This window comes from Pandoraea iniqua (genome assembly GCF_902459685.1).
In the GTDB taxonomy this organism is placed as follows: Bacteria; Pseudomonadota; Gammaproteobacteria; order Burkholderiales; family Burkholderiaceae; genus Pandoraea; species Pandoraea iniqua.
The window spans coordinates 129,124-155,032 of sequence record NZ_CABPSF010000006.1; the positions used below are offsets into that span (position 1 = coordinate 129,124).

The window sequence follows — 25,909 nt, forward strand, 5'->3', positions numbered from 1 at the left end:
CCTTCCTAACGTGAGGCCGAAACAAAGGGCGGCACCGGTACGGGACCGCTGGTAAGAAAACAGAGAGTCAGGCGTTGAACAGCAGGCAGTCGCCGGGGGCGAAACACGCCTTGAGCATCTGGCCCGGCGCATATCGCCCGGCGCTGTCGCTTGCTGTGTTCGGCACATGCGCGACCAGCATCTCGCCGTGCGGGCTCTTCAGACGCAGTTCGAGCGTGGAGCCGAGATAAATCGTCTGATCGACGGTCACCGGCACCGCGCTTTCGTTGCCGACCGGCGCATCGGTCAGGCGCAGGCGCTCCGGCCGGATGCCGAGCGTGATGGCGTCGGGCGCAGCGTTGGCGAGGGCAAATCGCTCGCCCTTCGCGGTGACGAAATGACCGTCGTTCATGCGGCCAGCGAGGAAATTCATCTTGCCGAGGAAGTTCGCTACGAACGGGTTGGCCGGACGCTCGTAGAGCGCGTCGGCGGTGCCGATCTGCTGCACGCGGCCGTCGTGCATCACGGCCAGACGGTCGGCAATGGCGAGCGCTTCTTCCTGATCGTGGGTGACGAAAATCGTGGTGAGACCGAGACGCTGTTGCAGCGCGCGAATCTCTTCGCGCACTTCGGTGCGCAGCTTGGCGTCGAGGTTCGAGAGCGGTTCGTCGAGCAGAAAGACGTCGGGCCGTATCGCAAGCGCGCGAGCAATCGCCACGCGTTGCTGCTGTCCGCCGGAGAGCTGGCGCGGGTAGCGATCGGCCAGTTGGGTCAGCCGCACCATGTCGAGCGCTTCACGCACGCGGGTCGCGCGATCGGCGCTCGAGACGCGGCGCATTTCCAGCCCGAACGCGACATTTTCCGCGACGGTCATATGCGGGAAGAGCGCATAGCGTTGAAACACCATGCCCGTGTTGCGCCGGTGCGGCGGCAGGCGCGACACCTCTTTGCCGCCGATCCAGATTTCGCCGTCGGTCGGTTCCACAAACCCCGCGACCATGCGCAGCGTCGTGGTCTTGCCGCAGCCGCTCGGGCCGAGGAAGGCGACGAGTTCGCCTTCGGCAATGTCGAGCGAGAAGTCGGCCACTGCCGCCGAGTTGCCGTATTGCTTGCGCAGACCGCGCAGACAGACGTTGGCCATGTCAGATCACCTGGCTGAGTTTGACGAAGCGATCGGTGATCAGCATGACGATGCCGAGCAACACGATCTGCGCGGCAGAGACCGCCGCAATCGTCGGGTCGAGGTTGAATTCGAGGTACTGCATGATCGCGATGGGCAGCGTGGTCTTGCCCGGGCCGACGAGCGGCAGCGTGAGTTCGAGGTTCTCGAACGACACGATGAAGCTGAACAACACGGCGGCGACGATGGCCGGGCGCAGCATCGGCAGCGTGACGCGCCAGAGCGTGCGCCACGGGCCGGCGCCGAGGTTGCGCGCAGCCTCTTCGATGGTGCCGTCGATCTGCGCGAGGCTCGCGCCGACGAGACGCATCGTCCACGGAATGGTGAGGCAGATGTGCGCGACGACCAGTCCGGTGAAGGTGCCGACGATATCCACATCGAAGATGTTTTCGGCGCGCAGATAAAACAGGTAAGTCGCGATGCCGGCAACGATGCCGGGCACGACCAGCGGCAGCAGCAAGACGTTGCCGAGCGTGCGGCGACCGGGGAAACGATAACGCGCGAGTGCGAGTGAAGCGGCTACGCCGAGAATGACGCCGCCGATGGCTGCGCACGCAGCGAGTTGCAGAGACAGGAGGAAACCGTTGGCGAACGCGGCATTGCGCCACGCGTTGGCGTACCACGACAGCGTGTAGCCGCTGGGCGGGAAGGTGATGATCGCGTCGTTGAAGAAGCTCAGCCAGATCACGAAAATCAGCGGGCTGAGCATGAACAGGTAGATCAGCGTGACACCGGCGCGCACGGCCCATTTGCCGGCTGAAATGCCGCGCGGCTTGCCTGCCGGTAACCGTAGCGTGTCGCTTGGCGCACCGCCTTGCAGCGTGCCCGGCACCCCACTCTGTTCCATCGAAGTCTGCGTCATTGGCACCCTTCCCGGTATCGTGGATTCGATGCAATTTTGAATTGATCGAAACGTTGATATGCAAATTAGCATATCAAAATCGACATGCAAACCGGAAAGCTGTCAGGGTTTCAACGGAGGCGGGAGAGGTATTCAGAATGCGTTCCGCACAGCGGCATGGCGGAACGCGGGCAGGTGAGTTTTGACTCGGACTTGCGTCAGTCTTGCCAGAGTTGGCGTACGGTGGCGAGCGCGCGTTGCGGTGCATCGCTGGCGGTGCAGTCGACGATATGACGTTCGGGCATCGAGCGCAGCCACGTGAGCTGACGCTTGCACAACTGGCGCGTGGCGAAGATGCCCTTGTCGCGCATGGTGTCGTAATCGGTTTCGCCGTCGAGGTATTCCCACACCTGACGGTAGCCCACGCAACGCATCGACGGCAGGCCGGGATCGAGATCGCCGCGCGCGCGCAGACGCTCGACTTCTTCGATGAAACCGGCGGCGAGCATCAGGCGAAAACGCTCGGCAATGCGCGTGTGCAACACCGCGCGATCGCTCGGTTCCAGCGCGACGGGAATGAACGTGTGTGGCGATGCTTCGGCAGGGGCCTGCGCCTGTTCGGCGAGCCATTGCGACATCGGTTTGCCCGACAACTCGAAAATTTCGAGTGCGCGTTGCACGCGTTGCGAATCGTTCGGCGCGAGACGCGCGGCAGTGACCGGATCGACGGCGGCCAGCCGCGCATGCATCGCCGGCCAGCCATCGCGTGCGGCTTCCTCATCGAGGCGGGCACGCACGTCGGCATCGGCGGACGGCAACGGCGACAAGCCTTGCGTAAGCGCCTTGTAGTAGAGCATGGTGCCGCCCACGAGCAATGGCCGGCGACCGCGCGCGGTGATCTCGTCGACCAGACGCAGCGTGTCGTTGCGAAACTGGGCTGCCGAGTAGGCGTCGCGCGGATCGATGATGTCGATCAGGTGATGCGGCACGGCGGCGAGTTCGGCGGCGCTGGGCTTGGCCGTGCCGATGTCCATCTCGCGATAGACGAGGGCGGAGTCGACGCTGATGATTTCGATCGGTGTGTCTTGCGCGAGCGCAAGCGCGGCAGCGGTCTTGCCGGAGGCCGTCGGGCCCAGCAGGCAGATGATCGGGGGCGGGTGATTCATGGACTTCCGGATATCTTGTCGTGCTTGGTGCTGCAACTCAACGGCCGCGCATGAACAGTTTGTCGAGATCGCTCAGCGTGAGCTGATACCACGTGGGACGGCCGTGATTGCACTGGTCGGCGCGTTCGGTCGCTTCCATCTGGCGCAGCAGCGCGTTCATTTCCTCATGCGTCAGACGCCGGTTGGCACGCACGGCACTGTGGCAGGCCAGCGTGCCGAGCAACTCGTGCTGACGTTCGGTGAGCACACGCGAGCCGCCGTACTGACGCAGATCGGCGAGGACGGCGCGGGCCAGCGCCTGCGCGTCGGCCCCGTCGAGCAACGCGGGAATGGCGCGCACTGCGAGCGTCGTCGGCGACATCGCGGCGAGATCGAAACCAAGGGCTTTCAAGGTTTCCTGATGCTCTTCGGTCGTGCCGATTTCGACCGGGTCGGCGAAGAACGTCACCGGGATGAGCAACGGCTGCACCGGCACGACGCGCTCGATCAGCGCGTGCTTGAACTGTTCATACAGAATGCGTTCGTGCGCGGCATGCATGTCGACCAGCACGAGCCCGTAGGCGTTCTGCGCGAGGATGTAGATGCCGTGCAGTTGGCCGAGGGCGAAGCCGAGCGGCTGTTCGAGCTGCATGGCGTCAGGCGTGGCGCCTGCCGTCATGCCGTCGGTCATCGACGTGCCAGTCGCATCTGTTGCTGCCCCGGGGCTGCCGAGCGAGCCGTAAGCCGAAGCCGGGGCATCGGTGACGCCCGGTTGGCCATACGGGCGAGGTGCAGGCGGTGCGGCGCGTCCGAACAGGTTGTCGTAGACCGAGAGCGGCTGTGCGACCGGCAGCGTGCCTTGCTGCGCGCGCGGATTCCAGTTGCTGCCCCCCGGGGTGCCGAAACCAGCGGCAGGGCGTGCGCCCATGAAGCCGAAGCCTCCGCCATTGTTGCCATTCCCTGCCGCGAGGCCACCGCCTTCGGTGACGTGCGCGGCGTGGGTTGCACCGCCGCTGCCGGCGGCGCGCGCGAGCGCGCGCTGCACCGCGTGAAAGACGAACTGGTGCACGCTGCGCGCATCGCGAAAACGCACTTCGATCTTCGACGGATGCACGTTCACGTCGACCAGTTGCGGCGGCAATTCGAAATACAGCACGTAGGCCGGATAACGGTCGCCATGCAGCACGTCTTCATAGGCGGCGCGAACGGCGTGCGTGAGCAGCTTGTCGCGCACAAAGCGGCCGTTCACAAAGAAATACTGCTGATCGGCGCGGCCACGGCTCGCCGTGGGCAGCCCCACGAAACCGGACAGGCGCAGCTCTGCCGCGCCTTCATCCAGTGCGATGTGAGCGTCGGCGAAGTCGTTGCCGAGCACACGCGAGACCCGCGTGGCAGCGTCGGACACATTCCAGTGCTCGACCGCACGGTTGTTATGCAGGATCGAGAAGCCGACATCGGGGCGCGCGAGCGCACTGCGACGGATGACATCCATACAGTGGCCGAATTCGGTCTGCTCGGTCTTGAGGAATTTGCGGCGCGCGGGGGTGTTGAAGTACAGGTCGCGCACATCGACGGTCGTGCCGACCGGCCCGGCGGCGGGCGTCAGCGCGCCGGTATTGCCGTCGATGGCCGTGGCGTGAGGGGCGTCGATCTGGCGGCTCGACAGCGTGAGCTGCGCCACCGAGGCGATAGACGCCAGCGCTTCACCCCGGAACCCGAGGGTGAGCACCGATTCCAGCTCGTCGAGCGTGCGAATTTTGCTGGTAGCGTGACGCGTCAGTGCCAGCGGCAATTGCTCGGAGGACATGCCGCCGCCGTCGTCGGTAATCGCGATGCGGCGCACGCCGCCTTCTTCGAGCTTGATCTGGAGCGCCCGGGCACCGGCATCGAGGGCGTTTTCGAGCAGTTCCTTAACCACCGAGGCCGGCCGTTCGACCACTTCGCCCGCGGCGATCTGGCTGATCAACTGGTCCGGGAGGACGCGGATGGCCCGCGCGGGCGCCAAGGCAGCCGGAATGGGGCCGGGCAGGCGGGCCGGGCGCTCGGCGTGATCGCTATGGGCGTCGGCGGCACCGTTGGTGGTGTCGTCGGGGGCACCGGCGAGGCGCTCGGCAGCGGAATTTGAGGTCGGGGTGGCAGACATGGGAACCATTATAAAGGTTGCCCTCAAAGACATAGATCGGTCTGTGTTTCAGCCTGCAATACCTAACTTGACGCTAATAAAAGCCCTATATAGTGCAGTCATAGGAAGGTCGGGGCAGGGCCCGGCGTGGCTGAAGGGGACCGACAGCCGGTGAACGGGCGATTTTTCCCGCCACCGGCACTTAACGACGCCCGATGAATGCGCTGGTATGATGCGATTCGTCGTATGCCCGTGGGGACGGGCCGGCGTCCTTTATCTTGAGGATTCGTCTTGGATACTTTGGTGCAGTTGCTGGAGATGGTGCTCCACATCGATAAGCATTTGGGTGTGTTTATCGATCAGTACGGAAACTGGGTCTATCTGTTCCTGTTCCTGATCGTGTTTGTCGAGACGGGGCTGGTGCTGTTCCCGTTCCTGCCGGGCGATTCCCTGCTGTTCATCGGCGGTGCTTTTGCCGCGACGGGTGCCATGGACCCGTGGTTGCTCGGCGTGCTGCTCTTTATTGCAGCGATTACCGGCAATACGCTCAATTACTGGATCGGCTCGAAGATCGGGCCGCGCGTGTACGAGAAAAACTGGCGTTTTCTCGATCGCGACGCGTTGCGCAAGACGCACGATTTCTACGAACACCACGGCGGCAAGACCATCGTGATGGCGCGTTTCGTGCCGGTGGTGCGCACGTTCGCTCCTTTCGTGGCGGGCGTGTCGGCCATGTCGTGGGCGCGCTTCCAGCTGTATAACGTGCTGGGCGCGGCGATCTGGGTAGTGCTGCTCGTGGGCGGTGGCTACGTGTTCGGCAACCTGCCGATCGTCAAGCAATACCTGAACGTGATCGTGCTGGTGGGCATCAGCGCAGCCGTGGTGCCGATCGCATTGGGCGCACTGTGGAAGATGTTCACGCGTGGCCGTCGCCGCGTGCCGCAAAGCCAAGGCGAGTGATCGCCTGAGGGGGCGGTGGCGGGTCGGTAATTCCCGCCCGCCAAGCTTCAGAGAAGCTTCAGACAAGAAAATGGCGCGTCCGATTGGGCGCGCCATTTTTGTTTTCGATGCCGGTCTTCGGAGACCGGCGGACCGGCGGACCGGCGACCGCCGATATCAGGCCGTGCGGTTCTTCGCCAGCGGCGGGTTCTTCGCGAAATACGCCTTGATGCCGGTGAGCAGCGCGTTGGCCAGCTTCTCCTGATACGCCGGGTCGTTGAGCCGCTGTTCTTCATCGGGATTGCTGATGAAGGCGGTCTCGACCAGCACCGAGGGGATATCCGGTGCCTTGAGCACGGCAAACGAGGCCTGTTCGACGCGGCCGCTGTGCAAGCGGTTCAGCCCGCCAATCTGCTTGAGCAGGGCATCGCCAAACACCTTGCTGTCACGAATCTGCGCCGTGGTCGACATGTCGAGCAGCGCGTGCGCCACCGTGCGGTCGTTGGTCTTGATGTTCACGCCGCCGATCAGATCGGACGCGTTCTGGGTCTTTTCGAGCAGGCGTGCCGTGGCACTGGTCGCACCGCGCTCGGACAGCGCAAACACCGACGAGCCGTTGGCCGCCGGTGAGGTGAACGCGTCGGCGTGAATCGACATGAACAGGTCGGCGTCCACGCGGCGGGCCTTCTGCACGCGCACGCCGAGCGGCACGAAGAAGTCGGCGTCGCGGGTCATCATCGCGCGCATATTGGGCTGCGCATCGATCTTGTCGCGCAGGCGCTTGGCGATCTGCAACACCACATGCTTCTCGTACGAGCCCTTGCTGCCGATGGCGCCCGGGTCTTCCCCGCCATGGCCGGGATCGAGGGCGATGGTGAGCAGCCGGGCCGTTTTCGGACCCCGCGAAGGTGGCGGTGCGATGGACAGACCGTCGTCATCGTCGTCGTTACGCTGCGCAAGCGGCGGGGTCTTCTCCGGGGCCGGACGGGGCGGGCGCGTCGACGAGGACGGCGTGGGCGGGCGTGACGGGGCCGCGTTGCCTGCGTCACGCTGGGCATATTGCTGGAAGAACGCTTCGCTCTCTTCGCTACTCGGCGTGCCGCCCGACGACGGGCCCGGACCCTGCTGCGCGAGCGCTTCGGCCTTGCGGCCGGACTTCGCGAGCAACTCCATGAGCGGATCGGGTTCCACTGCCGGATACAGATCGAACACCGTGCGGTATTTGTAGCCCGCGACCGGTGGCAGCGTGAACGACTGCGGTTTCACGCCGGCCTTCAGGTCGAAGACCATGCGTACCACACCGGGTTTGAACTGCCCCACGCGCACTTGTGCGATCTGCGGGTCGTTCGGCTGAATCTTGGCGACGAGATCGCGCAGCGTCGGGCTCAGATCCACTTCATCGAGATCGATGACGAAGCGGTTCGGACTCTCCATCAACTGCTGCTGGAACTTGACCGGGTTGTCGGTCTCGAGCGTCACGCGTGTGTAGTCTTTCGCAGGCCACACGCGCACCGCGACGATGGCGTTGGCAAAGGCGAAGCGGGGGCCGGTGAGGGCGAGGATCAGCGTCGATGCGCCGGCTCGCAATGCGCGGCGGCGGCCGGCATTGGGCGAGGAGGCGTCGTCGGTACGGGCGAAGCGTTTGATCAGCATGAGTTCAGGCAAGCCAGACCGGCCGGCGTGTAGGCGCTCGTCGTGAGACGTCGGCCATCGCCAACTGGTTCCAGCCAAAGGCGTAAATCGGGGGTGCCCAGCAGACCGCCGGCTTTCTCGGGCCATTCGACCAGACACAGGGCGTCGCCGGCAAAATGCTCGCGAAAGCCCGTGTCGTGCCATTCGGCCGGATCGGCAAAGCGGTACAGGTCGAAATGATAGACCGGCAATACACCCTGCGGCGTGTCGATGTTGTACGGTTCACACAGCGCATACGTCGGGCTTTTGACGCGGCCGTGGTGACCCAGCGCGCGCAGTACCGCACGCACCAGCGTGGTCTTGCCGGCACCGAGATCGCCCGAGAGCTGCACGTGCAGGCCCGCATGGGCGGCGTCGGTGTGCGCCATGCGCGAGACGATGGCGTGCGCGAGTGCCGCTGCGAAGGCTTCGGTGGCAGCTTCGTCGGGGAGCGCAAAAATGCGCTCGCCCAGTGGCGCGGACGCTGTGTGATCGGGCATTGCGTAAAATAGAGTCGATGAAAGCTTTCGTGATTTTCCCCGCTCCCGCCGCACAAGTCGAGCCATCGGCACTGCCGGATGGGCCCGAAGTGTCGCCCTCGCGCGACAATACGGCGATTGTTTCGCTCAGTGCAGCGCAACTGTCGACGCTCGCGGGTCAAATTCGCACATGGGCGCATGAACTCGGCTTCGGCGAAGTGGGCATCACGGACACCGATCTCTCGCACGCCGAACCGGGCTTGCAGCAGTGGCTCGACGACGGCTGTCACGGCGATATGGACTACATGGCCGCGCACGGCATGAAGCGGGCCCGCCCCGCAGAACTCGTGCCCGGCACGGTGCGCGTGATCAGCGCGCGCATGAATTATCTTCCCCAAGACACCGATATGGCCACTTGGCGCGCGCACGAAGCCGCGCGCCAGCACATGCCGGGTGAAGCGGTGGTGTCGATCTATGCGCGCGGCCGCGACTATCACAAGGTGATGCGCAATCGTTTGCAGCAACTTGCCGACCGGGTTTCGCAGGCCATCGGGCCGTTTGGGTATCGCGTGTTCACCGATTCGGCACCGGTGCTGGAAGTGGAGCTCGCGCAGAAGGCCGGCCTCGGCTGGCGTGGCAAGCACACCCTGCTGCTCTCGCGCGACGCGGGATCGTTGTTCTTTCTCGGCGAAATTTTCGTGGATGTGCCGCTGCCTGTTGATGAGGGCGCCTCGCGCGGCGAGCACTGCGGCCAGTGCCAGCGATGCCGCGACGTGTGTCCGACCGGCGCGATCACCGAAGCTTATCGTGTGGACGCGCGGCTGTGCGTGTCGTATCTGACGATTGAACACAAGGGCGCCATTCCCGAACCGTTGCGCGCCAAGATGGGTAATCGCATCTACGGCTGCGACGATTGTCAGCTTTTCTGTCCATGGAACAAGTTCGCGCAGCCGTCGCCGTTGCCCGATTTCGATCCGCGCAACGATCTCGATCGTGCGTCGCTGGTGGAATTGTTCGCGTGGACCGAAGACGAGTTTCTCGCGCGGCTGCAAGGCAGCCCGATCCGCCGCATCGGTCACGAGCGATGGCTGCGCAATCTGGCGGTCGGGCTGGGGAATGCGCTGCGCGAGGTCAGTGCACCGGGGGCGCAGGGTGAGAATGCGAACGAGAGCGCGTGCAAGCCGCTGCGCGACGCACTCACGGCGCGCATGGAGCACCCCTCCGCGCTGGTGCGCGAGCATGTGCAATGGGCACTGGCTCAGGAAGGAGCGACGCTTTGACGACGCGCGCTAAAAAGACGCCGACGGCTGCGGGCGACCCGGCGGTGGATTTCGATGACGACGAGCCATTCGAGCAAGCGGCCCTCGGCGATTTGGATGACACCGCCGAAGCCGACATGCGCGCGGATGACGTGCTCGAATTCGACGCGCAGGGTGCCGCCTATGTGCGCAGCGCCACGCTCATCGACCAGTTCTGCGACACGATCTGGCTCGAAGACGGGCTCTCGCGCAATACGCTCGACGCTTACCGGCGCGATATGCGCCTGTTCGCCGAATGGCTGGCGGCCAAGCACGACATGGCGCTCGATGGCGTCGACGAAGCGGCGCTGTCGGCGTATCTCGCTTGGCGCCGCGAGAGTCTGGCCAGCAGCGTGAATCGCCGGTTGTCGGTGTTCAAGCGGTTCTATCACTGGGCGCTGCGCGAGCACATCGTGCACGTGGACCCGTGCCTGCGCATTGCCTCGGCGAAACGCGCACAGCGCTTGCCGTCGACATTATCCGAAGCGCAGGTCGAAGCGCTGCTGGGTGCCCCCGATCTCACTCAGCCGCTCGGCTTGCGCGACCGTGCGATGCTGGAACTGATGTACGCGAGTGGTTTGCGGGTGTCGGAACTGGTCGCGCTCAAGACCATTGAAGTGGGTCTCAACGAGGGCGTGCTGCGCATCTTCGGCAAGGGTGCGAAGGAGCGGCTGGTGCCGTTCGGCGACGAAGCCAGCGGGTGGCTAACGCGATATCTTGCGGAGAGTCGCGGCGTGCTGCTCGCGGGCCGTGCCTGCGACACGTTGTTCGTCACCCAACGCGGTGATGGCATGACGCGGCAGGCCTTCTGGTATCTGATCAAGCGCTACGCCCAGCTCGCGGATATTCACGCGCCGCTTTCGCCGCACACGCTGCGGCACGCGTTCGCCACGCATCTGATCAATCACGGCGCCGACCTGCGCGTGGTGCAATTGCTGCTCGGGCACGCGGATATCTCCACCACGCAGATCTACACACACGTGGCGCGCGAGCGATTGAAGTCGCTGCACGCGCAACATCATCCGCGCGGCTAAGCGAATTCAGCCGTCGCCAGTGGCACCTACAGCAGCGCCTTGAGCTTGTGCTTGAGCACTTTGCCGGTCGACGCGGCGGGCAGGGCATCGAGCACGCGAATCTCTGCCGGGCGTTTGTAGGGCGCCAGTCGCTCGGCCGCCCATGCGGCGAGCGCCGCCACATCGATGACGTGCCCCGGGCGCGCTTCGACGAACGCGATCACCTGCTCGTTGCCGTCTTCCTCACGTCCCAATACGGCCGCTTGCAGGACATCGGCGTGGCTCGCGAGCGTTTGCTCCACTTCGATCGGGTACACGTTGAAGCCGGAGTGGATGATCAACTCCTTCGCACGTCCCGCGAGAAAGAGCGCGCCGTCGGCTTCGCGCCGTGCCAGATCGCCGGTGCGTAACCAGCCGTCGGGCGTGATGGCGGCAGTCGTGAGTTCCGGCGCGCGGTAGTAGCCGAGCATGACATTCGGGCCGCGTACCCAGAGTTCGCCGACTTCACCGTCGGGCAAATCGTGTCCTTCCCGGCTGACGATGCGCACGGACACGCCGGGAATCGCCGGGCCCACGGCACAGTCGTCGCGTGGGGCGTCGAGCAGTGTCTGCGATACCGTCGGGCTGCTCTCCGTCAACCCGTAACCGTTATGAATCGGCAGGCCATAGAACGCTTCGACACGCGCCTTGAGCGCCGCATCGAGAGGCGAGCCGCCCGAGTACACGAAGCGCAGGCGCGGGGCCACCAGCGAGGTGCCCTGACTAGCCACATGAGCCATCAGGCGTGCGTGCATGGCGGGCACGCCCTGCAATATCGTCAGGCCATCGTGGGCCAGCGAGTCGAGCACCGCTTCAGGGGTAAAGCGCGCCGCCAGCCGCAGGGTGCCTCCGGCATACAACGTGCCCAGACACACCGACGTCAGACCGTAGACATGCGAAATGGGCAGCACGGCGTAGGCCACGTCGTCGGCGCCGACGCGCCGCAACGTGCTCGAAATCGCGGCAATAAACAGCAGATTGCGATGCGAGAGACGCACGCCTTTCGGCGTACCCGTCGTGCCTGTGGTGTAGATGAGCGCGCCGCACTGCGCTGCCGGGTCGGTCTGCACCGGTTCGGCTTCGCTTTGCGGGTCGGCGTCGGTGGCGGCCAGCGCACCCAGTGCCAGATCGGTCCAGACGATGGCCGCGCCTTGGCTGCGCGCATGAGCGGCCGCATCGGGAGAGGCATCGATCGTGAAGATCGCGCAGCGCGGGCGTGCGTGATCGCGAATGACGGCCAGTTCGGTAGCCGACAATCGCGCGTTGCAGAGCAGCGGCCAGGCATCGAGCGCCGCCACGGCGAGCAGCAGCACGACGTAGGCAATGCCGTTCTCGCCGACGATCATCACGCGATCGCCGCCGCGCACACCGTGGTCGCGCAGATGGGCGGCACACGTGGCGACGGCGTGGGTCAGTTCACCGTAGGTCAGCCGGCGGAAGTCGTCGATGAGCGCGATGCGCGTGGGCGTTTGCGCGGCAATGCGCGCGGGCAGGGCGTCGATGCGCGGCGGCAGGTTCGCCAGCCATTGGGCGGCCAGCGCATCCTGTTGCGAGGTGTCGGGGGTAGCAGCCATGGCCGCATTGTAATGCCCGCGCATGACGGCGACACAGCAGGGGCGTTTCATTACAATAGGCGCCCATGAGCAAGACCAAACACGTCTCGGAAACGCCGGCCACGCAGTTTCTGAAGCAAAAGAAAGTGGCCTTTACCGAACACGTCTACGAGTACGTCGAGCACGGCGGCACCGGTGAGTCTGCGCGTCAGTTGGGTGTGGATGAGCATGCGGTTATCAAGACGCTCGTCATGGAAGACGAGAAGGCGCGCCCGTTGATCGTGCTGATGCACGGCGACCGCACCGTCTCGACGAAGAATCTCGCGCGCCAGATCGGCGCCAAGCGTGTCGACCCCTGCAAGCCCGACGTGGCGCAGCGGCATTCGGGCTATATGGTGGGCGGCACGTCGCCGTTCGGCACGAAGCGCGCGATGGTGGTGTATGTGGAGGCGTCGGTGCTCGACTTGCCGCAGATCTACATCAATGGCGGGCGGCGCGGTTATCTCATCGGCATTGCGCCGCAGGTGCTGCTCAACACGCTGGCGGCCAAGCCGGTGTCGTGCGCGCTGGCGGACGACTGAGCGAGCGCCACCGTCGGCCACCGACGCGCCGGGACTTCGCGCAACCCCGTGTTTGCCAGAATGGGGCGGCAGGGCGTCTCAAGTAGAATGGCGCCCATTACAAATCTTCCTCACGCTAGAAGTTCATGGCCACTCTGGTTTTTATCGTCCTCGCGTACCTGATCGGCTCGGTGCCGTTTGCGGTGATCGTCAGCCGCACGATGGGTCTCGCCGACCCGCGTAGCTACGGCTCGGGTAATCCGGGCGCGACCAACGTGCTGCGCTCGGGTAACAAGAAGGCCGCCGTGCTCACGCTGCTCGGCGACGCACTCAAGGGCTGGCTCGCCGTGTACCTCGCCGAGCGTTTTGCCGACGCCTGGGGCGTAGGCGACTTCGGTCTGGCGGCAGTGGCGCTGGCCGTGTTCATCGGCCACCTCTACCCGGTGTTTCTGCGCTTCAAGGGCGGCAAGGGCGTGGCGACTGCTGCGGGCGTGCTGTTCGCGATCGACCCGATTCTCGGGCTGGCGGTGGCTGCCACGTGGCTCATCATTGCCGTGTTCTTCCGGTATTCGTCGCTGGCGGCGCTGGTCGCGGCCGTGTTCGCACCGCTGTACTACGTGTTCATGTTCGGCTTGGGTCCGTATGCGCCCGCCGTCATCGTCATGGCGATTCTGCTGATCTATCGCCATCGCGGGAATATCGCCAAGCTGATCGCCGGGAAGGAAAGCCGTATCGGCAGCAAGAAGAAGTAAGGAGCGGCAAGGGACTCACAGCGCCTGCCCAATAAAAAACCCGCAGCGAGCACTGCGGGTTTTTTATTGGCTGAAACAACAACGCTCAGTCGCGGAAGTTGTTGAAGTCGAGCGGGGTGTCGGTCACGTCCTTGCGCAGCAGCGCCATGGCGCTTTGCAGATCGTCGCGCTTGGCGCCGGCGATGCGCACGCTGTCGCCCTGAATGCTCGCCTGCACCTTCATCTTGCTGTCCTTGATCAGGCGCACGATCTTCTTGGCCAGATCGCCTTCCACGCCTTTCTTCACCTTGACGACTTGCTTGACTCTGTCGCCGCTGACCTTCTCGACCTTGCCGTAGTCGAGAAAACGCACGTCGACGTTGCGCTTGGCCATCTTGGCGATGAGCACCTGCGTGACCTGTTCGAGCTTGAAGTTGTCGTCGGCGAACAGGGTGATCTCCTGCTCCTTGTGCTCGACACGCGAGTCCGACCCCTTGAAGTCGAAACGCGTCGAGATTTCCTTGTTGGCCTGCTCGATGGCGTTCTTGACCTCTACCATGTTGGCTTCGCTAACCACGTCAAACGATGGCATCTGGCTCTCCTGAAATACAAAGGGTTCGTGAAAGGGACGGCTGGCCCCGCGTGCGGCGCCGTTGAGGCGCCTGCGCCGTGGGGCGGCCAGTCCCGGCAATCCGGACAATCCGCACAATCCGGGCAATCAGCGGTACTGCGCGGCATGGCCGGTATAATGCGCAAAATTCTTTCGCCCGACATTGTAATTCAGGCGTCCGCCCTGCATCCATCCCGCAATCATTTACGGGGCCGGCCGGCCGCTGAATCACATCACCACTCTTCATGCTCCAGTTGCAACGCGACGTCAGCCTGCGCGAATTCAATACCTTCGGTCTGCCCGCCACAGCCCGCTACTTCGTCACGATCGATAGCGAAGCGGCGCTGGTGGCCGCCCTCGCCATGCCTGAACTGGCGGGCTTGCCGCGTCTGGTGCTCGGCGGCGGCAGCAATGTGGTGCTGACCCGCGAGTTCGACGGCGTGGTGCTGAAGATGGCGATTCGCGCCCGTGAACGGCTGGCCGACGATGCCGATGCGAGCTATGTGCGTGGCGGCGCGGGCGAGGTCTGGCACGACTTTGTCGGCTGGACGCTGGCGCAAGGGTGCCCGGGGCTCGAAAACCTCGCGCTGATTCCCGGCACGCTCGGCGCCGCGCCTATCCAGAACATCGGCGCCTACGGGCTCGAACTCGCCGAGCGTTTCGCCTCGTTGCGTGCGCTCGATACCGCGACCGGTGCATTCGTCACGCTGGAGCGCGAGGCGTGTGCCTTCGGCTATCGCGACTCGCTGTTCAAACGCGAACCCGGGCGCTACATCATCGTGTCGGTGACGCTGCGCCTGCCGCGTCCGTGGCAGGCAGTGACCGGTTATGCGGACGTGTCGCGCACGTTTGCCGATGCGGGCGTCGAGGCGCCCAGCGCGGTGCAGATATTCGAAGCGGTGGCCGATATTCGCCGCCGCAAGCTGCCCGATCCGCTGGAACTCGGCAACGCCGGCAGTTTCTTCAAGAACCCGGTCGTCGATGCGCAGACGTTTGCCTCGCTGCGTGAGCGCTTTGCGCAGATCGTCGGCTATGCCCAGCCCGACGGCACGTGGAAGGTCGCCGCCGGTTGGTTGATCGATCAGTGCGGCTGGCGTGGTAAGTCGCTCGATAACGCGGCTGCGGCAGCGGTACACGAGCGTCAGGCGCTGGTGCTGGTCAATCGCGGCGGGGCGAGCGGGGCCGACATCGTCGCGCTCGCAAAGGCCGTGCAGGCCAGCGTGCACGCGCGCTTCGGCATCACGCTCGAACCCGAACCGCTCATGCTTTGATCGACGTGGCGTCCGGCAGCCGCTGGAGATAGTCGCGTCGCAAGTCCACCGTAGAGCGCACCCCTACATCGTTGAAATGCTCGTCGAGCCAGCGGGCGGCCGCGTCGCGCCCCCGGTCGCGCAACGTCGTCAGAAAGTGCCAGTCGGTCACGAATTTCGTCGACGACGACAAGTCATACAACTCCTTGTCGGCACGAATCGAGTGAATCAACGGGTACTTCAAACGCTTGCGGAATTCCGGCTTGAGCCAACCTTCGTCGAGCAACTTGTGCACGAACGAGATCGCACGGAATTCACGCTGCAACGACGCATTGAAGGTGATCTCGTTCACGCGGTTCATGATCTGCCCCGGTAGCACAGGCTTCTCTTTGCGCTCGATCGGGTTGATGTGCACGATCAGAATGTCGCTCGTGAGCGTTTCGTAATAGAACGGGTAGAGCGGCGGGTTGCCGAGATAGCCGCCGTCCCAGTAAAAATCGTCATCGATCTTCACCGGTTTGAAAAGCCACGGCAGGCAGGCCGACGCCATTGCCACGTCGAGCGTGATTTCATGCGTGCGGAAGATGCGGATATTGCCCGTGCGGATATTCGTCGCCGAGACGAACAGGCGCGTGGCCGTGCTCTCGCGCAGACGCTCGAAGTCGACCTGCGCTTCGAGCACCGTGCGCAGTGGGTTGATTTCGGCCGTGGGCTGCGCAAACGGCATCATCCACTGCTGCATGCTCTGCATCCAGTCGTGCCACACCGGGTATTCGGTCGGGCGGCCGTTGAGCCAACTGAAGACGGTTTGCGCCCACGCCGTGGCCGACGAGCCGGCCTGCGATACCCCTAGCCAGAAGCTGTGCAGCGATTCACGGGCTTTTTCGCGTGGGTCGATGCCGGGCCGGTCGAGCAGGCCATGCGCCAGTACGAGCGCGTTCATGGTGCCTGCGGATGCACCGCTGATGCCTTCGAACTCGAGACGTCCGTCTTCGAGCAATTTGTCGAGTACGCCCCACGTATAAGCGCCGTGCGCGCCCCCGCCTTGCAAGCCGAGATCGATGCCTTTACGTTTGGCACTGCCGCGACGGCTGCGTGACGGACGCGTGGCGCTCGCCTTGGTGCCTTTGGGCGTGGTGGCTTCGGTGCCTTTGGCGTCGAGCGTGTCGGGGGTGTCTGGGGATTCTGCCGCGTCGCTCTTGCGCGAGCGGGTGCGGGCTTTGGCGGGTTCAGCGGTCTTGGCTGTCTTGCCGGATTTCGCGGGTGCCGTCAGACCGTCGGGCGGCAGCAGCGGGACGTCGCTGGGCTCGAGATCCGAAGCGGTGCCATTCGCATGCGCGGTGGCGGTGTCGGACAGACTGGTGTGGCCCGAAGGGGCTGTGGAGGGAGTGTTGCCGGCAGCATCGTCGGCAGGATTGTCGCCAGAATCGTCGGCAAATTCGGGGGGCAGACGCGACATAGTGAGTAGCGGCGCCGGGCCGCGCTGAACCGGCCGAGAGGGCAACCGCGCGAATCAATCCGTGCGGTTGCGATGCTGGCCGGCGATTAGCCGTAGTGGCAAACGTAATCGAGCGTCTCGACGACCTCGATATCGAACTTGCTGTTGCCCGGCACGGAGAACTGCTCACCGGCGGCATATTCCTGCCACTCGGTCTGACCGGCCAGACGAATGCGGCAACGGCCGCCTGTCACTTCCATGATTTCCGGTGCATCGGTGCCGAACGCCAGCGTGGCGGGGAAGATCACGCCGAGCGTCTTGCGCGTGCCGTCCGGGAACAGCACGGTGTGTGAGACGCACTTGCCGTCGAAATAAGTATTAGCGCGCTTGATTACGGAAACGTTGTCGAACTGCGTTGCGTTTTGCGTCATGACCGGATGCGGTTTGATTCGGAAGTCGGAAGTCCTGCTGCCCGGCGTCGGCGCTAACCAACACATCAGGCGGGCAGGGGTGAATTCATGCTAGCACGTTTCGAGCGTCGACCCGGCTGACATTTGTGCAGTGCACAACAAATTTGCACCGAGGTGGTGCAAATTGCGAAATGTTCTGACGGGTGGTGCGCTTCAGATCGTGTGGCTATGAAGAAAGGCAGAAAATCGCTGCCTTATCGTCAATAAATGCCCAAAAACATCGAAAAACGCGCCGAGCGGCAAGCGCTGCGGCGCGTTAGCGATGATAGCGGAAGGCGAGGTGCCTTTGGCGTGTCGCGCTTACCGAAGGGAGCGGACTGGATCAGACGCGGCCGAGCATCAGGTACTCCATGAGCGCCTTTTGCACGTGCAGACGGTTCTCGGCTTCGTCCCAGACGACGCTCTGCGGGCCGTCGATCACGTCAGCCGACACTTCCTCGCCACGGTGAGCGGGCAGGCAGTGCATGAACAGGGCATCGGCCTTGGCTTGCTTCATCAGGTCCGCGTTCACGCACCATTGAACAAAGGCGGCCTTACGGGCTTCGTTTTCGGCCTCATAACCCATGCTGGTCCACACGTCGGTCGACACGAGGTCGGCCCCTTCGCAGGCTTCGCGCGGGTCGTCGAATTCGCGTACGAACGGACGGCTCGATTCGGCCACCATGGCCTGATCGAGGCGGTAGCCCGGCGGCGTCGAGATGTTGACCTGGAAGCCGAAGATCTCGGCCGCCTGAATCCACGTGTACGACATGTTGTTGGCGTCGCCGATCCACGTCACGGTCTTGCCCTTGATCGGGCCGCGATGCTCGTAGTACGTGAAGATGTCCGCCAGCACCTGACACGGGTGGTACTCGTTGGTCAGGCCGTTGATCACCGGCACGCGCGAATGCTGTGCAAAGCGCTCGATGATTTCCTGACCGAACGTGCGGATCATGATGATGTCGGTCATGCGCGAGATGACTTGGGCGGCGTCTTCGATCGGCTCGCCGCGGCCAAGTTGCGTATCTCGCGTGTTCAGGAACACGGCGTGCCCACCCAATTGGTGAATACCGGCTTCGAACGACAGTCGCGTGCGGGTCGAGCTTTTCTCGAAAATCATCGCCAGCGTGCGGTCGTGCAGCGGATGGTAGGTCTCGTAGTTCTTGAATTTTTTCTTGAGGATGCGGGTGCGTTCGAGCACGTAGTCGTACTCGTCGAGGGCCAGATCCGAAAATTGAAGGTAATGCTTGATGGGTTTAGCGGTGGTCATGTGGATGTTCTGCAGGAGGCCGAGAATCGGGGGATCACGAAGGCGAACACGAGATCGGGAGACCCGGCGGGAACTCGCCCGCTGTCGGCGCGATGAACAAGCCTTAAGGCCCGCTCCCCCACTTGGAGGAGCAGACCCCTAGTCTACCAAATCGTTTTGTCGTCACACGAAAAGCGTATGATCGACACCGCTGCGGCACAGCCCGGAAGGGCTGGCAAGACCGAAAAAAACATCTGCGGCAACGGTGGGGAGACGGGTTTGAGTCTTATATAAGATATAATACTGTCTCTGTCAGCAACGCTACCCGCGTATGGCTGGTCAGGTGTTTTTTTGAGGTGATTGAGCGATATGACCGACCAGGTTTCCGCGCGCGAGTATTTCATCCAGGGTCTGACCCGGGATGGCAAGAAGTTCCGGCCGAGTGACTGGGCGGAACGTCTGTGCGGCGCCGTGTCGTTCTGTGGCCGGGGTACCGGCCCGAACGCATACATGCAGTACTCCCCCTATGTGCGCCCGATTATGGTGGGTGACGTCAAATGCGTCGTCGTTGACGAGCGACTTCGCGAAATCGAGCCGATGGCGTTCGATTTCGTCATGAATTTCGCCCGCGACAACGATCTGCAACTGACCGAAGCCTGCTTCGTTCCCGACGTAAAGTAATACTCTTCAGTACCCCCTAGGCCGATGTCTTCGGCCTGACGTGAGTGCCGGGCCTTTGGCCCTGACTCACCGTCGTCTACCTTCCGATCTCTTCCCCAGTCCCACTTTTTCTTGTCTGTCTCGCTGATTTTCTGCGGTGTTGTGACGCGCGTTTTCGGTCGACAGGGCAAAAGCCAGACCTTTCCCTCTGTTGTGTGGGAGTTCGCCCACACCGCCCGGCGGGGCATTTCGGCATGATTTCAACGGGTGCCGGGCGGCACACGATGTCCCGTCCGGCGAATTGGTTTTACCGCAGAGGTCTATCGATGAAAAAGGCAGTCTGGAAAGTTGCGGCGTGCATGTTGGGCGCGTGGGGTGTGACGGCGGCGGCAGCGAACGCGCCGGCCAGCACAAACATCTATGTGTATGGAGACGTCGGGGCGAACGTTGCGAAGGCGGGCGACACGCCGGCTCGGGGCGGGTTTCCGGTGGATGGCGGCGCCGCAATGAGCGTGAGTGAAGCCTCGTCGACCGACGGTTCCTCGACGCTGCAACTCGGTTTTGGCTACCGAATCTCCCCCGCGTTCGCTGTCGAACTGGGATATGCCGTTCTGGGCACGTTCAAGAACACCTTCGACGGCCGTTGGCAGATGAATCCGGGCGGCGAATCCTCATCGTTCAAGAGCAACCAGAACGTTGCGATGCATGGCTTCCGGCTCGCGGCGCTGGGCATTTATCCGCTCTCCGACAAGTTCGAGCTGTTCGGCACGGTGGGCATTTACGGGCTGAATTACAAGAACGACCCGACATCCGACATGGAAGCGATGGGCAGCCGGAAGTCGTCGGCGTTTAAGCTGCGCCCGGCCATCGGCGCGGGTATCACGTATCGCATCACGCCGAGCCTGCATGTACGGGGTCAGTACGAGTTCATCAATTCGTCGCTCAATCGAGCTGCCGACAATATTGTGATCGGCAATACGCAATCGATTCGCGTGGGGCTCGTCTACGCGTTCTGATGGGCAGAACGCCGGTGGTCGCGGTTTCGGACCGGAGAATAGAAAAAAGCCCGCATGAAGCGGGCTTTTTAGTGTTCCGACCGAAGTCAGAACCGGCAAGCAACTTGTCGTGCTTTGCAGCGTGGTCTTTCGACCTGCTGTCTTAGGCAGCAGCCGACATCGCCTTGATGGCGGCCGACAGGCGGCTCTTTTGGCGAGCAGCGGTGTTCTTGTGAACGATCTTCTTGTCAGCAATGATGTCGATCGTCTTTGCCGAAGTGCGCAGCACTTCCTTGGCAGCGGCTTGGTCGCCCTTGGCGATAGCCTTGCGGACAGCCTTCACAGCCGTACGCAGACGCGAACGCAGCGCCGAGTTGTGAGCGTTGATCTTAACGGTTTGACGCGCGCGCTTGCGTGCTTGTGCAGTATTTGCCATGTTCGGTGAATTCCTTGAATTGCTCCGCCTGATGCGGCTTTCTATGCAGTTTGGCTCGGCTCCCTGGGAGACACGGTGGCCAGGAAGCAATCCATTGACTTCGAAACCGTCGATTATAGCCGAAGGCCAACGGAAATTGCAACGTCTTTGCTGCAATGCTGTGCGTATAATACCCGCAACATGAATTTGCTAAAAGCTCTCGCTACGGTCAGCGGTTTTACGATGCTTTCGCGCATCACCGGTCTGGTCCGTGAAATTCTCATTGCGCGCATGTTCGGGGCCGGTCCAATGACCGACGCCTATAACGTGGCGTTCCGTATCCCCAATCTGCTTCGCCGTCTGTCCGCAGAAGGGGCGTTTTCGCAGGCATTCGTGCCAATTCTGGCCGAATTCAAGTCGCAACGAAGCGCCGACGAGACCAAAACACTGGTCGATTCCGTCACCACGGTGTTGTTCTGGGTACTGCTCTCGATCACCGTGGCAGGCGTTCTCGGGGCGTCCGGCGTCGTTTATGCCGTCGCGACCGGTCTTTCGCGCGAAAACGGCACGTTCGACGCCGCTGTCTTTATGACGCGCGTGATGTTCCCGTACATCACCCTGATCTCGATCACGACGCTCGCCGCCGGGGTGCTCAATACGTGGCGCCAGTTCTCGGTGCCCGCGTTCGCGCCCGTGCTGCTCAACGTCAGCTCGATCGTCGCATCGCTGTGGGTCGCGCCGCACCTCGAAACGCCCGTCTACGCGCTGGCTTACGCCGTCATCGTCGGCGGCGTGCTGCAACTGCTCATCCAGTTACCCGCGCTCGCCCGTATCGGCATGGTGCCGCGCATCACCATCAATATCGTGGCTGCCTTGCGTAATCCCGGCGTGAAGCGGGTGCTCGCGAAGATGGTGCCGGCCACGCTGGCGGTGTCGGTGGCGCAGGTGAGCCTGATCATCAATACGAATATCGCGTCGCGACTCGCCCAAGGCAGCGTCTCGTGGCTGGCCTACGCCGACCGCCTGATGGAGTTTCCGACCGCGTTGCTGGGCGTGGCGCTGGGCACGATTTTGCTGCCGAGCCTCTCCCGCGCTAATGCCGACGGCGACGGGGCCGAATATTCGGCGCTGCTCGACTGGGGGCTGCGTCTGACGTTCCTGCTGGCGATGCCGAGCGCCGTGGGTCTCTTCGTCTACGCGGAACCGCTGACCGCCACGCTCTATCAATATGGCCGCTTCGACGCCAACGACGTCGTGATGACGGCTCACGCCCTGACGGCCTACGGCGTGGGGCTGGTTGGCCTGATTCTGATCAAGATTCTGGCGCCGGGCTTCTATGCCAAGCAAGACATCAAGACGCCGGTGAAGATTGCCATCGTGGTATTGATTGCCACGCAGCTGTCGAACTTGCTGTTCGTGCGCTGGTTTGCGCATGCGGGCTTATCGCTCTCGATTGGCGTGGGTGCGTGCATGAACGCGGCGCTGCTTTTCGCGGGCCTCTATAAGCGGGGTATTTACCGCCCGGCGCCCGGCTGGCGGCTTTTCTTCGTGCAATTGCTGGCGGCTTGTCTGATTCTCGCCGGGGTGTTGCTGTGGTTCACGCAGAGTTTCGACTGGGTCGCCCTCGGGGCGCGGCCGCTCGCACGTATCGCGCTGCTGGGCGCGAGTCTGGTGCTATGCGCCGTGGTGTATTTCGGCGCATTATTCCTCATGGGTTTCAATTTCTCGTTCTTCCGCCGTCGCACGAATTGACGCGGCAGGACCCACGGGTGCCGCATGGCGAATCGCTTTCTCGAGTACTTTGCTGCACTGGTGGCGTCTGACGATGGCCTGCCGCTGACCGAAGCGGCTATCTCCATCGCGCAGGACGTCTACCCCGATCTCGACGTGCAAGACACGCTCACGCAGATCGACGCGTTTGCCGCTCGCTTGTCCAGACGTTTGCCGCAGGACGCCGGGCCGTTGCAGAAGCTGCAACTGCTCGATCACTTCTTCTTCCGCGAACTCGGCTTCTCCGCCAATCAGAACGACTACTACGATCCCGACAACAGCCATCTGCATATCGTGCTGGATCGTCGGCGCGGTATTCCGATTTCGCTCGCGGTGCTGTGCATGGAAATCGGGCATCAGATCGGTCTGCCGCTGCGCGGATTGTCCTTCCCCGGGCACTTTCTGCTGAGACTGGCGGTGCCGGCCGGCGACGTGGTCATCGATCCGCTCTCCGGTAATTCGCTCTCGCCGCAGCGGTTGCTGGAAATGGTCGAGCCGTATCTGAAGCACTACCGTGACGAAAGCGCCGAACCGATTCAAGAGTTGGCGCTCTGGGCACTATTGCACCCGTTTCTGGAACCGGCGACGCCGCGGGAGATCCTCGCGCGCATGCTCCGTAATCTGCGGGCGATCTATACGCAGAACGAGCGGTGGGAGCGGTTGCTGGCCGTTCAGGAGCGAATGGTCCTCTTGTTGCCCGACCAGCCGATCGAGAAGCGGGATCGTGGGTTGGCCTACGCGAGGCTCAAACTCGTACGTCCGGCGCAAGATGATCTCGAGCTTTATCTGAGCAAACGGCCCGAAGCCGAAGACGCCGACGCCATCCGGCAGGTGCTCGACGACTTGAGCCGTCGGCCGGGAAGCCACGGATAACGCCGGATTCCAGCGGATTCCAGCGGATTCCAGTGTTCTTGCAACCAAACGAAAAAAACGCCAGCCGATGAGGCTGGCGTTTTTTCGTTTCACGCTGACTGTGCCGCTAACTCCTCCACCCGGCGTCGCAGCCCGGGCTTGTAGCCGAAGTAGAAAAACACTTCGGCCATCAGGAACATTGGTGCGATGAAAATCTGGAAGAGGTTGTCGAGCAGGGCGGGTTTGCGTCCCTCGAAATGGTGGCCGATCAACTGGATGATCCAGCCGCCGACGAACAACACGCCGAACGCGGTCAGTGCCCATGGCCAAGGCAGGCGGGCGAGGTGCTGGGTCACGGCGAGCATGACGGCGAAGAATGCGGTCATGGCCAGCGCGAGTGGCACGTCGAGCAGGAAGTAGTACATCAGCAGCACCAACACGATCACATGCGTGGCGTTCAGGCCGCTGGGGCCGAGCGGGATCCACGAAAACGCCTGCATCACCGCGAGGATGATCATGGGAACGCCGAAGAAATGGGTCAGACGATTCTTGGGACTGCGGTGATAGCGCTGGTAGAACGACATCTGTTGCGCCAGTGATTTCATGCCAGCCTCCTGCCTCGGGGGACGGGGGGAACACGCGGGGCCGGCGACGTACCGGCGTCGGAGTCGGCCGCAGAGTGCGGCCTGAGTTTCATTGTAGTCATACTCGGCACGGCAAATTGCTGCGATGCGGCAAAGTGTCTCGGGGTGCCGCTTGGTGTCTTTGGGCCGCCTTCGGGCCGCGCTTGGGCCGCGGTTGGACGCCTACTTGGGCTGCATGCGGATGGCGCCATCCAGCCGGATGACTTCGCCGTTGAGCATCGGGTTGCGCACGATCTGCTCGACGAGCATCGCGTATTCCGACGGCTTACCCAAACGCGGGGGAAACGGCACCATCTGCCCGAGCGAGGCCTGCACGTCCGGGGGCATGGCCAGCATCATCGGCGTCTCGAAGATGCCCGGCGCAATGGTCATGACGCGAATGCCGCTGCGCGACAGGTCGCGTGCCACCGGCAGCGTCAGACTCGCGACGCCGCCTTTCGACGCGGCGTAGGCGGCCTGTCCCATCTGACCGTCGTAGGCCGCAACCGAGGCCGTATTGACGATGACACCGCGCTCGCCATCGCCATTGGGCTCGGCCTGGCTCATAGCCGTGGCGGCCAGCCGGATCATGTTGAACGTGCCGATCAGGTTGATTTGGATGACGCGTGAGAACGCATCGAGCGGGTGCGGGCCCTCACGACCGACGGTCTTGCTGCCAATCGCGATGCCGGCGCAATTGATCAGACCGCGCAACGTGCCCAGCGTCTGCGCGGCGGCCACGGCGGCTTTGCCGTCGTCCTCGCGTGTAACGTCGCACTTGATAAATTTGCCGCCGAGTTTTTCGGCCAGCGCTTCGCCCTCGTCAATGTTGACGTCGGCGAGCGCGACCTTCGCACCCAGTCCGGCAAGCCAGCGCGCGGCAGCGGCGCCGAGCCCAGAGGCGCCACCGGTGATCAGAAACACATTGCCCTGAATTTCCATGCGTCATCCTCCTGAGGCAAAAAAGGCGGCCCAGTCTGCACTGGCCGCCTTCTTTTGTTGCGTCATCTGCGCCGAACGTCAACCGGGAACGGTGAGGGCCGGCGCATGGTCGCGGGTGCGATGATGATGCGCTTACTTCAGTGCATCGAACACGCGCGCGCGGATTTCGTCCACGCTGCCTTGGCCCGAGATCTTGCGATACTGCGGTGCGTCGACGATGGCGCCCGGGCTGCCGTGCTTGGCCCAATCCGAATAATAGGCCACCAGCGGCTTGGTCTGCGATTCATACACAGCCAGACGCTTCTTGACCGTTTCTTCCTTGTCGTCGTCGCGCTGCACCAGCGGCTCGCCGGTCACGTCGTCCTGACCTTCGACCTTGGGCGGGTTGAACTTAACGTGGTACGTGCGGCCCGATGCCGGGTGCGTGCGACGACCGCTCATGCGCGTGATGATTTCATCGAACGGCACGTCGATCTCGAGCACGAAGTCGATGGCGACGCCGGCTTCCTTCATGGCTTCCGCTTGCGCGATGGTGCGCGGGAAACCGTCGAAGAGGTAGCCGTTCTTGCAATCGTCGGCGGTCAGGCGTTCGCGGACCATGCCGATGATGACGCCGTCCGGCACCAGATCGCCTGCGTCCATGAAGCGCTTGGCTTCCAGACCGAGCTGGGTGCCTTCCTTGATCGCGGCGCGCAGCATGTCGCCGGTCGAGATTTGCGGGATGCCGAATTTTTCTTTGATGAAAGTGGCTTGGGTGCCCTTACCGGCCCCGGGTGCCCCCAACAAAATCAGACGCATCGATGACTCCTGAAAGTTTGTGATTTGTGAATGCTGTGCGTGCGGCAGGCAGTGGCGTCTCCGGGTTTTGCGTGGGCGTGCGGGGCGTTGACCGGCACGCAATACGACACGCAACACGGCGCGCAGGCGGCGCGCTTGGCAGCAGCGCGGCGCGCGCGACCGGAGGTCTGCTCGCGAGAATCAAAAGCGATTATGCCACGACGTGTCCGCCCGTCGGCGTTTTGCGGGCTCGCTGGCGCTATGCCTGTGCGAATTCCGAGACGATCGCCGTGTGGTTCGCGCGGGGATTACGTGACGATTGGGTGCGT

The 25,909-nt window shown here is 63.3% G+C and carries 25 protein-coding genes; 10 read left to right on the plus strand and 15 right to left on the minus strand.

Features of this window, described 5'->3' with window-relative positions:
• Positions 1-67 precede the first annotated feature (67 nt).
• The 4 genes from PIN31009_RS19995 to mutL all read right to left on the minus strand — a co-directional run bounded on the left by PIN31009_RS19995 (position 68) and on the right by mutL (position 5,297).
• Complete coding sequence (locus PIN31009_RS19995; RefSeq protein WP_150791384.1) at positions 68-1,120, minus strand: ABC transporter ATP-binding protein; 1,053 nt, start codon at positions 1,118-1,120, stop codon at positions 68-70.
• A gap of 1 nt (position 1,121) precedes the next feature.
• Complete coding sequence (locus PIN31009_RS20000; RefSeq protein ID WP_150791385.1) at positions 1,122-2,021, minus strand: ABC transporter permease; 900 nt, start codon at positions 2,019-2,021, stop codon at positions 1,122-1,124.
• A 197-nt stretch (positions 2,022-2,218) separates the two neighbouring features.
• Positions 2,219-3,166 carry a tRNA (adenosine(37)-N6)-dimethylallyltransferase MiaA gene (gene miaA / locus PIN31009_RS20005; RefSeq protein ID WP_150791386.1) on the minus strand — a complete coding sequence of 316 codons (948 nt, stop codon included), beginning with the start codon at positions 3,164-3,166 and terminating at the stop codon, positions 2,219-2,221.
• A 37-nt stretch (positions 3,167-3,203) separates the two neighbouring features.
• Positions 3,204-5,297 carry a DNA mismatch repair endonuclease MutL gene (mutL, locus tag PIN31009_RS20010; RefSeq protein WP_425495501.1) on the minus strand — a complete coding sequence of 698 codons (2,094 nt, stop codon included), beginning with the start codon at positions 5,295-5,297 and terminating at the stop codon, positions 3,204-3,206.
• 261 nt (positions 5,298-5,558) lie between these two features.
• On the opposite strand from mutL, the gene PIN31009_RS20015 reads away from it, so the two are divergent.
• Positions 5,559-6,227 carry a VTT domain-containing protein gene (locus PIN31009_RS20015; RefSeq protein ID WP_150791387.1) on the plus strand — a complete coding sequence of 223 codons (669 nt, stop codon included), beginning with the start codon at positions 5,559-5,561 and terminating at the stop codon, positions 6,225-6,227.
• A gap of 156 nt (positions 6,228-6,383) precedes the next feature.
• On the opposite strand, the gene PIN31009_RS20020 is transcribed toward PIN31009_RS20015, so the two are convergent.
• Together PIN31009_RS20020 and tsaE are read right to left on the minus strand one after the other, a co-directional pair.
• Entirely contained in the window at positions 6,384-7,871 is a 1,488-nt protein-coding gene (locus PIN31009_RS20020) for an N-acetylmuramoyl-L-alanine amidase (RefSeq protein WP_150791388.1), read from the minus strand.
• A complete protein-coding gene (gene tsaE, locus PIN31009_RS20025) occupies positions 7,853-8,377 on the minus strand; it encodes a tRNA (adenosine(37)-N6)-threonylcarbamoyltransferase complex ATPase subunit type 1 TsaE (protein ID WP_058375837.1) in 525 nt (174 codons plus the stop codon). The genes PIN31009_RS20020 and tsaE overlap by 19 nt, the downstream gene beginning before the upstream one ends.
• A 17-nt stretch (positions 8,378-8,394) precedes the next feature.
• Here tsaE and queG point away from each other — a divergent pair, with 17 nt between their 5' ends.
• Positions 8,395-9,636, plus strand: a complete 1,242-nt coding sequence (queG, locus tag PIN31009_RS20030) for a tRNA epoxyqueuosine(34) reductase QueG (RefSeq protein ID WP_150791389.1) — start codon at positions 8,395-8,397, stop codon at positions 9,634-9,636.
• A 116-nt stretch (positions 9,637-9,752) separates the two neighbouring features.
• Positions 9,753-10,688: a site-specific tyrosine recombinase XerD gene (xerD, locus tag PIN31009_RS20035; RefSeq protein ID WP_150791471.1), complete on the plus strand. Its 936-nt coding sequence runs from the start codon at positions 9,753-9,755 to the stop codon at positions 10,686-10,688.
• 26 nt (positions 10,689-10,714) lie between these two features.
• Here xerD and PIN31009_RS20040 read toward each other — a convergent pair whose 3' ends face one another.
• Positions 10,715-12,280, minus strand: coding sequence for a class I adenylate-forming enzyme family protein (locus PIN31009_RS20040; protein ID WP_150791390.1), 1,566 nt, complete (start codon positions 12,278-12,280; stop codon positions 10,715-10,717).
• A 65-nt stretch (positions 12,281-12,345) separates the two neighbouring features.
• Here PIN31009_RS20040 and ybaK point away from each other — a divergent pair, with 65 nt between their 5' ends.
• Together ybaK and plsY are read left to right on the plus strand one after the other, a co-directional pair.
• A complete protein-coding gene (gene ybaK / locus PIN31009_RS20045) occupies positions 12,346-12,840 on the plus strand; it encodes a Cys-tRNA(Pro) deacylase (protein WP_058375836.1) in 495 nt (164 codons plus the stop codon).
• A gap of 125 nt (positions 12,841-12,965) precedes the next feature.
• A complete protein-coding gene (gene plsY, locus PIN31009_RS20050) occupies positions 12,966-13,571 on the plus strand; it encodes a glycerol-3-phosphate 1-O-acyltransferase PlsY (RefSeq protein WP_150685836.1) in 606 nt (201 codons plus the stop codon).
• Between the two features lie 85 nt (positions 13,572-13,656).
• Here plsY and PIN31009_RS20055 read toward each other — a convergent pair whose 3' ends face one another.
• A complete protein-coding gene (locus PIN31009_RS20055) occupies positions 13,657-14,142 on the minus strand; it encodes a YajQ family cyclic di-GMP-binding protein (protein ID WP_058375834.1) in 486 nt (161 codons plus the stop codon).
• A gap of 263 nt (positions 14,143-14,405) precedes the next feature.
• Between PIN31009_RS20055 and murB the strand changes: the two genes are divergently transcribed.
• A complete protein-coding gene (murB, locus tag PIN31009_RS20060; RefSeq protein ID WP_150791391.1) occupies positions 14,406-15,431 on the plus strand; it encodes a UDP-N-acetylmuramate dehydrogenase in 1,026 nt (341 codons plus the stop codon).
• On the opposite strand, the gene PIN31009_RS20065 is transcribed toward murB, so the two are convergent.
• The 3 genes from PIN31009_RS20065 to argF form a co-directional block, all read right to left on the minus strand.
• Entirely contained in the window at positions 15,421-16,869 is a 1,449-nt protein-coding gene (locus PIN31009_RS20065; RefSeq protein WP_150791392.1) for a patatin-like phospholipase family protein, read from the minus strand. The two genes, murB and PIN31009_RS20065, sit on opposite strands and share 11 nt — an antisense overlap.
• An 86-nt stretch (positions 16,870-16,955) precedes the next feature.
• Positions 16,956-17,279 carry a pyrimidine/purine nucleoside phosphorylase gene (gene ppnP / locus PIN31009_RS20070; protein WP_058375832.1) on the minus strand — a complete coding sequence of 108 codons (324 nt, stop codon included), beginning with the start codon at positions 17,277-17,279 and terminating at the stop codon, positions 16,956-16,958.
• Between the two features lie 361 nt (positions 17,280-17,640).
• The gene (gene argF, locus PIN31009_RS20075) at positions 17,641-18,567 is read right to left on the minus strand and encodes an ornithine carbamoyltransferase (RefSeq protein WP_150791393.1); all 927 of its coding nucleotides are present in this window, start codon (positions 18,565-18,567) and stop codon (positions 17,641-17,643) included.
• A gap of 348 nt (positions 18,568-18,915) precedes the next feature.
• On the opposite strand from argF, the gene PIN31009_RS20080 reads away from it, so the two are divergent.
• Both PIN31009_RS20080 and PIN31009_RS20085 read left to right on the plus strand, forming a co-directional pair.
• Complete coding sequence (locus PIN31009_RS20080; RefSeq protein WP_058375830.1) at positions 18,916-19,227, plus strand: DUF3579 domain-containing protein; 312 nt, start codon at positions 18,916-18,918, stop codon at positions 19,225-19,227.
• 305 nt (positions 19,228-19,532) lie between these two features.
• Positions 19,533-20,222 (plus strand): outer membrane beta-barrel protein, encoded by a 690-nt coding sequence (locus PIN31009_RS20085; protein WP_174997300.1) that lies wholly within the window; start codon positions 19,533-19,535, stop codon positions 20,220-20,222.
• Between the two features lie 142 nt (positions 20,223-20,364).
• Here the strand turns inward: PIN31009_RS20085 and rpsT are convergent, their stop codons facing one another.
• Positions 20,365-20,637, minus strand: a complete 273-nt coding sequence (gene rpsT, locus PIN31009_RS20090; RefSeq protein ID WP_058375828.1) for a 30S ribosomal protein S20 — start codon at positions 20,635-20,637, stop codon at positions 20,365-20,367.
• Between the two features lie 135 nt (positions 20,638-20,772).
• Here rpsT and murJ point away from each other — a divergent pair, with 135 nt between their 5' ends.
• Both murJ and PIN31009_RS20100 read left to right on the plus strand, forming a co-directional pair.
• Positions 20,773-22,368: a murein biosynthesis integral membrane protein MurJ gene (gene murJ, locus PIN31009_RS20095; protein WP_425495504.1), complete on the plus strand. Its 1,596-nt coding sequence runs from the start codon at positions 20,773-20,775 to the stop codon at positions 22,366-22,368.
• Positions 22,369-22,392: 24 nt separating this feature from the next.
• Positions 22,393-23,259 carry a SirB1 family protein gene (locus PIN31009_RS20100; RefSeq protein WP_150685841.1) on the plus strand — a complete coding sequence of 289 codons (867 nt, stop codon included), beginning with the start codon at positions 22,393-22,395 and terminating at the stop codon, positions 23,257-23,259.
• 89 nt (positions 23,260-23,348) lie between these two features.
• Here the strand turns inward: PIN31009_RS20100 and PIN31009_RS20105 are convergent, their stop codons facing one another.
• The 3 genes from PIN31009_RS20105 to adk all read right to left on the minus strand — a co-directional run bounded on the left by PIN31009_RS20105 (position 23,349) and on the right by adk (position 25,601).
• Positions 23,349-23,843, minus strand: a complete 495-nt coding sequence (locus PIN31009_RS20105) for an Mpo1 family 2-hydroxy fatty acid dioxygenase (protein ID WP_150685842.1) — start codon at positions 23,841-23,843, stop codon at positions 23,349-23,351.
• 201 nt (positions 23,844-24,044) lie between these two features.
• Entirely contained in the window at positions 24,045-24,803 is a 759-nt protein-coding gene (locus PIN31009_RS20110; RefSeq protein ID WP_150791395.1) for an SDR family NAD(P)-dependent oxidoreductase, read from the minus strand.
• A gap of 132 nt (positions 24,804-24,935) precedes the next feature.
• Positions 24,936-25,601, minus strand: coding sequence for an adenylate kinase (gene adk / locus PIN31009_RS20115; RefSeq protein ID WP_058375824.1), 666 nt, complete (start codon positions 25,599-25,601; stop codon positions 24,936-24,938).
• Positions 25,602-25,909 lie beyond the last annotated feature (308 nt).

Bases quoted from the DNA above. Each gene is read 5' to 3' on its own strand.
- PIN31009_RS19995 (WP_150791384.1), bottom strand. From the start codon at position 1,120: ATGGCCAACGTCTGTCTGCGCGGTCTGCGCAAGCAATACGGCAACTCG.
- PIN31009_RS20000 (WP_150791385.1), bottom strand. From the start codon at position 2,021: ATGACGCAGACTTCGATGGAACAGAGTGGGGTGCCGGGCACGCTGCAA.
- miaA (WP_150791386.1), bottom strand. From the start codon at position 3,166: ATGAATCACCCGCCCCCGATCATCTGCCTGCTGGGCCCGACGGCCTCC.
- mutL (WP_425495501.1), bottom strand. From the start codon at position 5,297: ATGGTTCCCATGTCTGCCACCCCGACCTCAAATTCCGCTGCCGAGCGC.
- tsaE (WP_058375837.1), bottom strand. From the start codon at position 8,377: ATGCCCGATCACACAGCGTCCGCGCCACTGGGCGAGCGCATTTTTGCG.
- queG (WP_150791389.1), top strand. From the start codon at position 8,395: ATGAAAGCTTTCGTGATTTTCCCCGCTCCCGCCGCACAAGTCGAGCCA.
- xerD (WP_150791471.1), top strand. From the start codon at position 9,753: ATGCGCGCGGATGACGTGCTCGAATTCGACGCGCAGGGTGCCGCCTAT.
- PIN31009_RS20040 (WP_150791390.1), bottom strand. From the start codon at position 12,280: ATGGCTGCTACCCCCGACACCTCGCAACAGGATGCGCTGGCCGCCCAA.
- ybaK (WP_058375836.1), top strand. From the start codon at position 12,346: ATGAGCAAGACCAAACACGTCTCGGAAACGCCGGCCACGCAGTTTCTG.
- plsY (WP_150685836.1), top strand. From the start codon at position 12,966: ATGGCCACTCTGGTTTTTATCGTCCTCGCGTACCTGATCGGCTCGGTG.
- PIN31009_RS20055 (WP_058375834.1), bottom strand. From the start codon at position 14,142: ATGCCATCGTTTGACGTGGTTAGCGAAGCCAACATGGTAGAGGTCAAG.
- murB (WP_150791391.1), top strand. From the start codon at position 14,406: ATGCTCCAGTTGCAACGCGACGTCAGCCTGCGCGAATTCAATACCTTC.
- PIN31009_RS20065 (WP_150791392.1), bottom strand. From the start codon at position 16,869: ATGTCGCGTCTGCCCCCCGAATTTGCCGACGATTCTGGCGACAATCCT.
- ppnP (WP_058375832.1), bottom strand. From the start codon at position 17,279: ATGACGCAAAACGCAACGCAGTTCGACAACGTTTCCGTAATCAAGCGC.
- argF (WP_150791393.1), bottom strand. From the start codon at position 18,567: ATGACCACCGCTAAACCCATCAAGCATTACCTTCAATTTTCGGATCTG.
- PIN31009_RS20080 (WP_058375830.1), top strand. From the start codon at position 18,916: ATGACCGACCAGGTTTCCGCGCGCGAGTATTTCATCCAGGGTCTGACC.
- PIN31009_RS20085 (WP_174997300.1), top strand. From the start codon at position 19,533: ATGAAAAAGGCAGTCTGGAAAGTTGCGGCGTGCATGTTGGGCGCGTGG.
- rpsT (WP_058375828.1), bottom strand. From the start codon at position 20,637: ATGGCAAATACTGCACAAGCACGCAAGCGCGCGCGTCAAACCGTTAAG.
- PIN31009_RS20100 (WP_150685841.1), top strand. From the start codon at position 22,393: ATGGCGAATCGCTTTCTCGAGTACTTTGCTGCACTGGTGGCGTCTGAC.
- PIN31009_RS20105 (WP_150685842.1), bottom strand. From the start codon at position 23,843: ATGAAATCACTGGCGCAACAGATGTCGTTCTACCAGCGCTATCACCGC.
- PIN31009_RS20110 (WP_150791395.1), bottom strand. From the start codon at position 24,803: ATGGAAATTCAGGGCAATGTGTTTCTGATCACCGGTGGCGCCTCTGGG.
- adk (WP_058375824.1), bottom strand. From the start codon at position 25,601: ATGCGTCTGATTTTGTTGGGGGCACCCGGGGCCGGTAAGGGCACCCAA.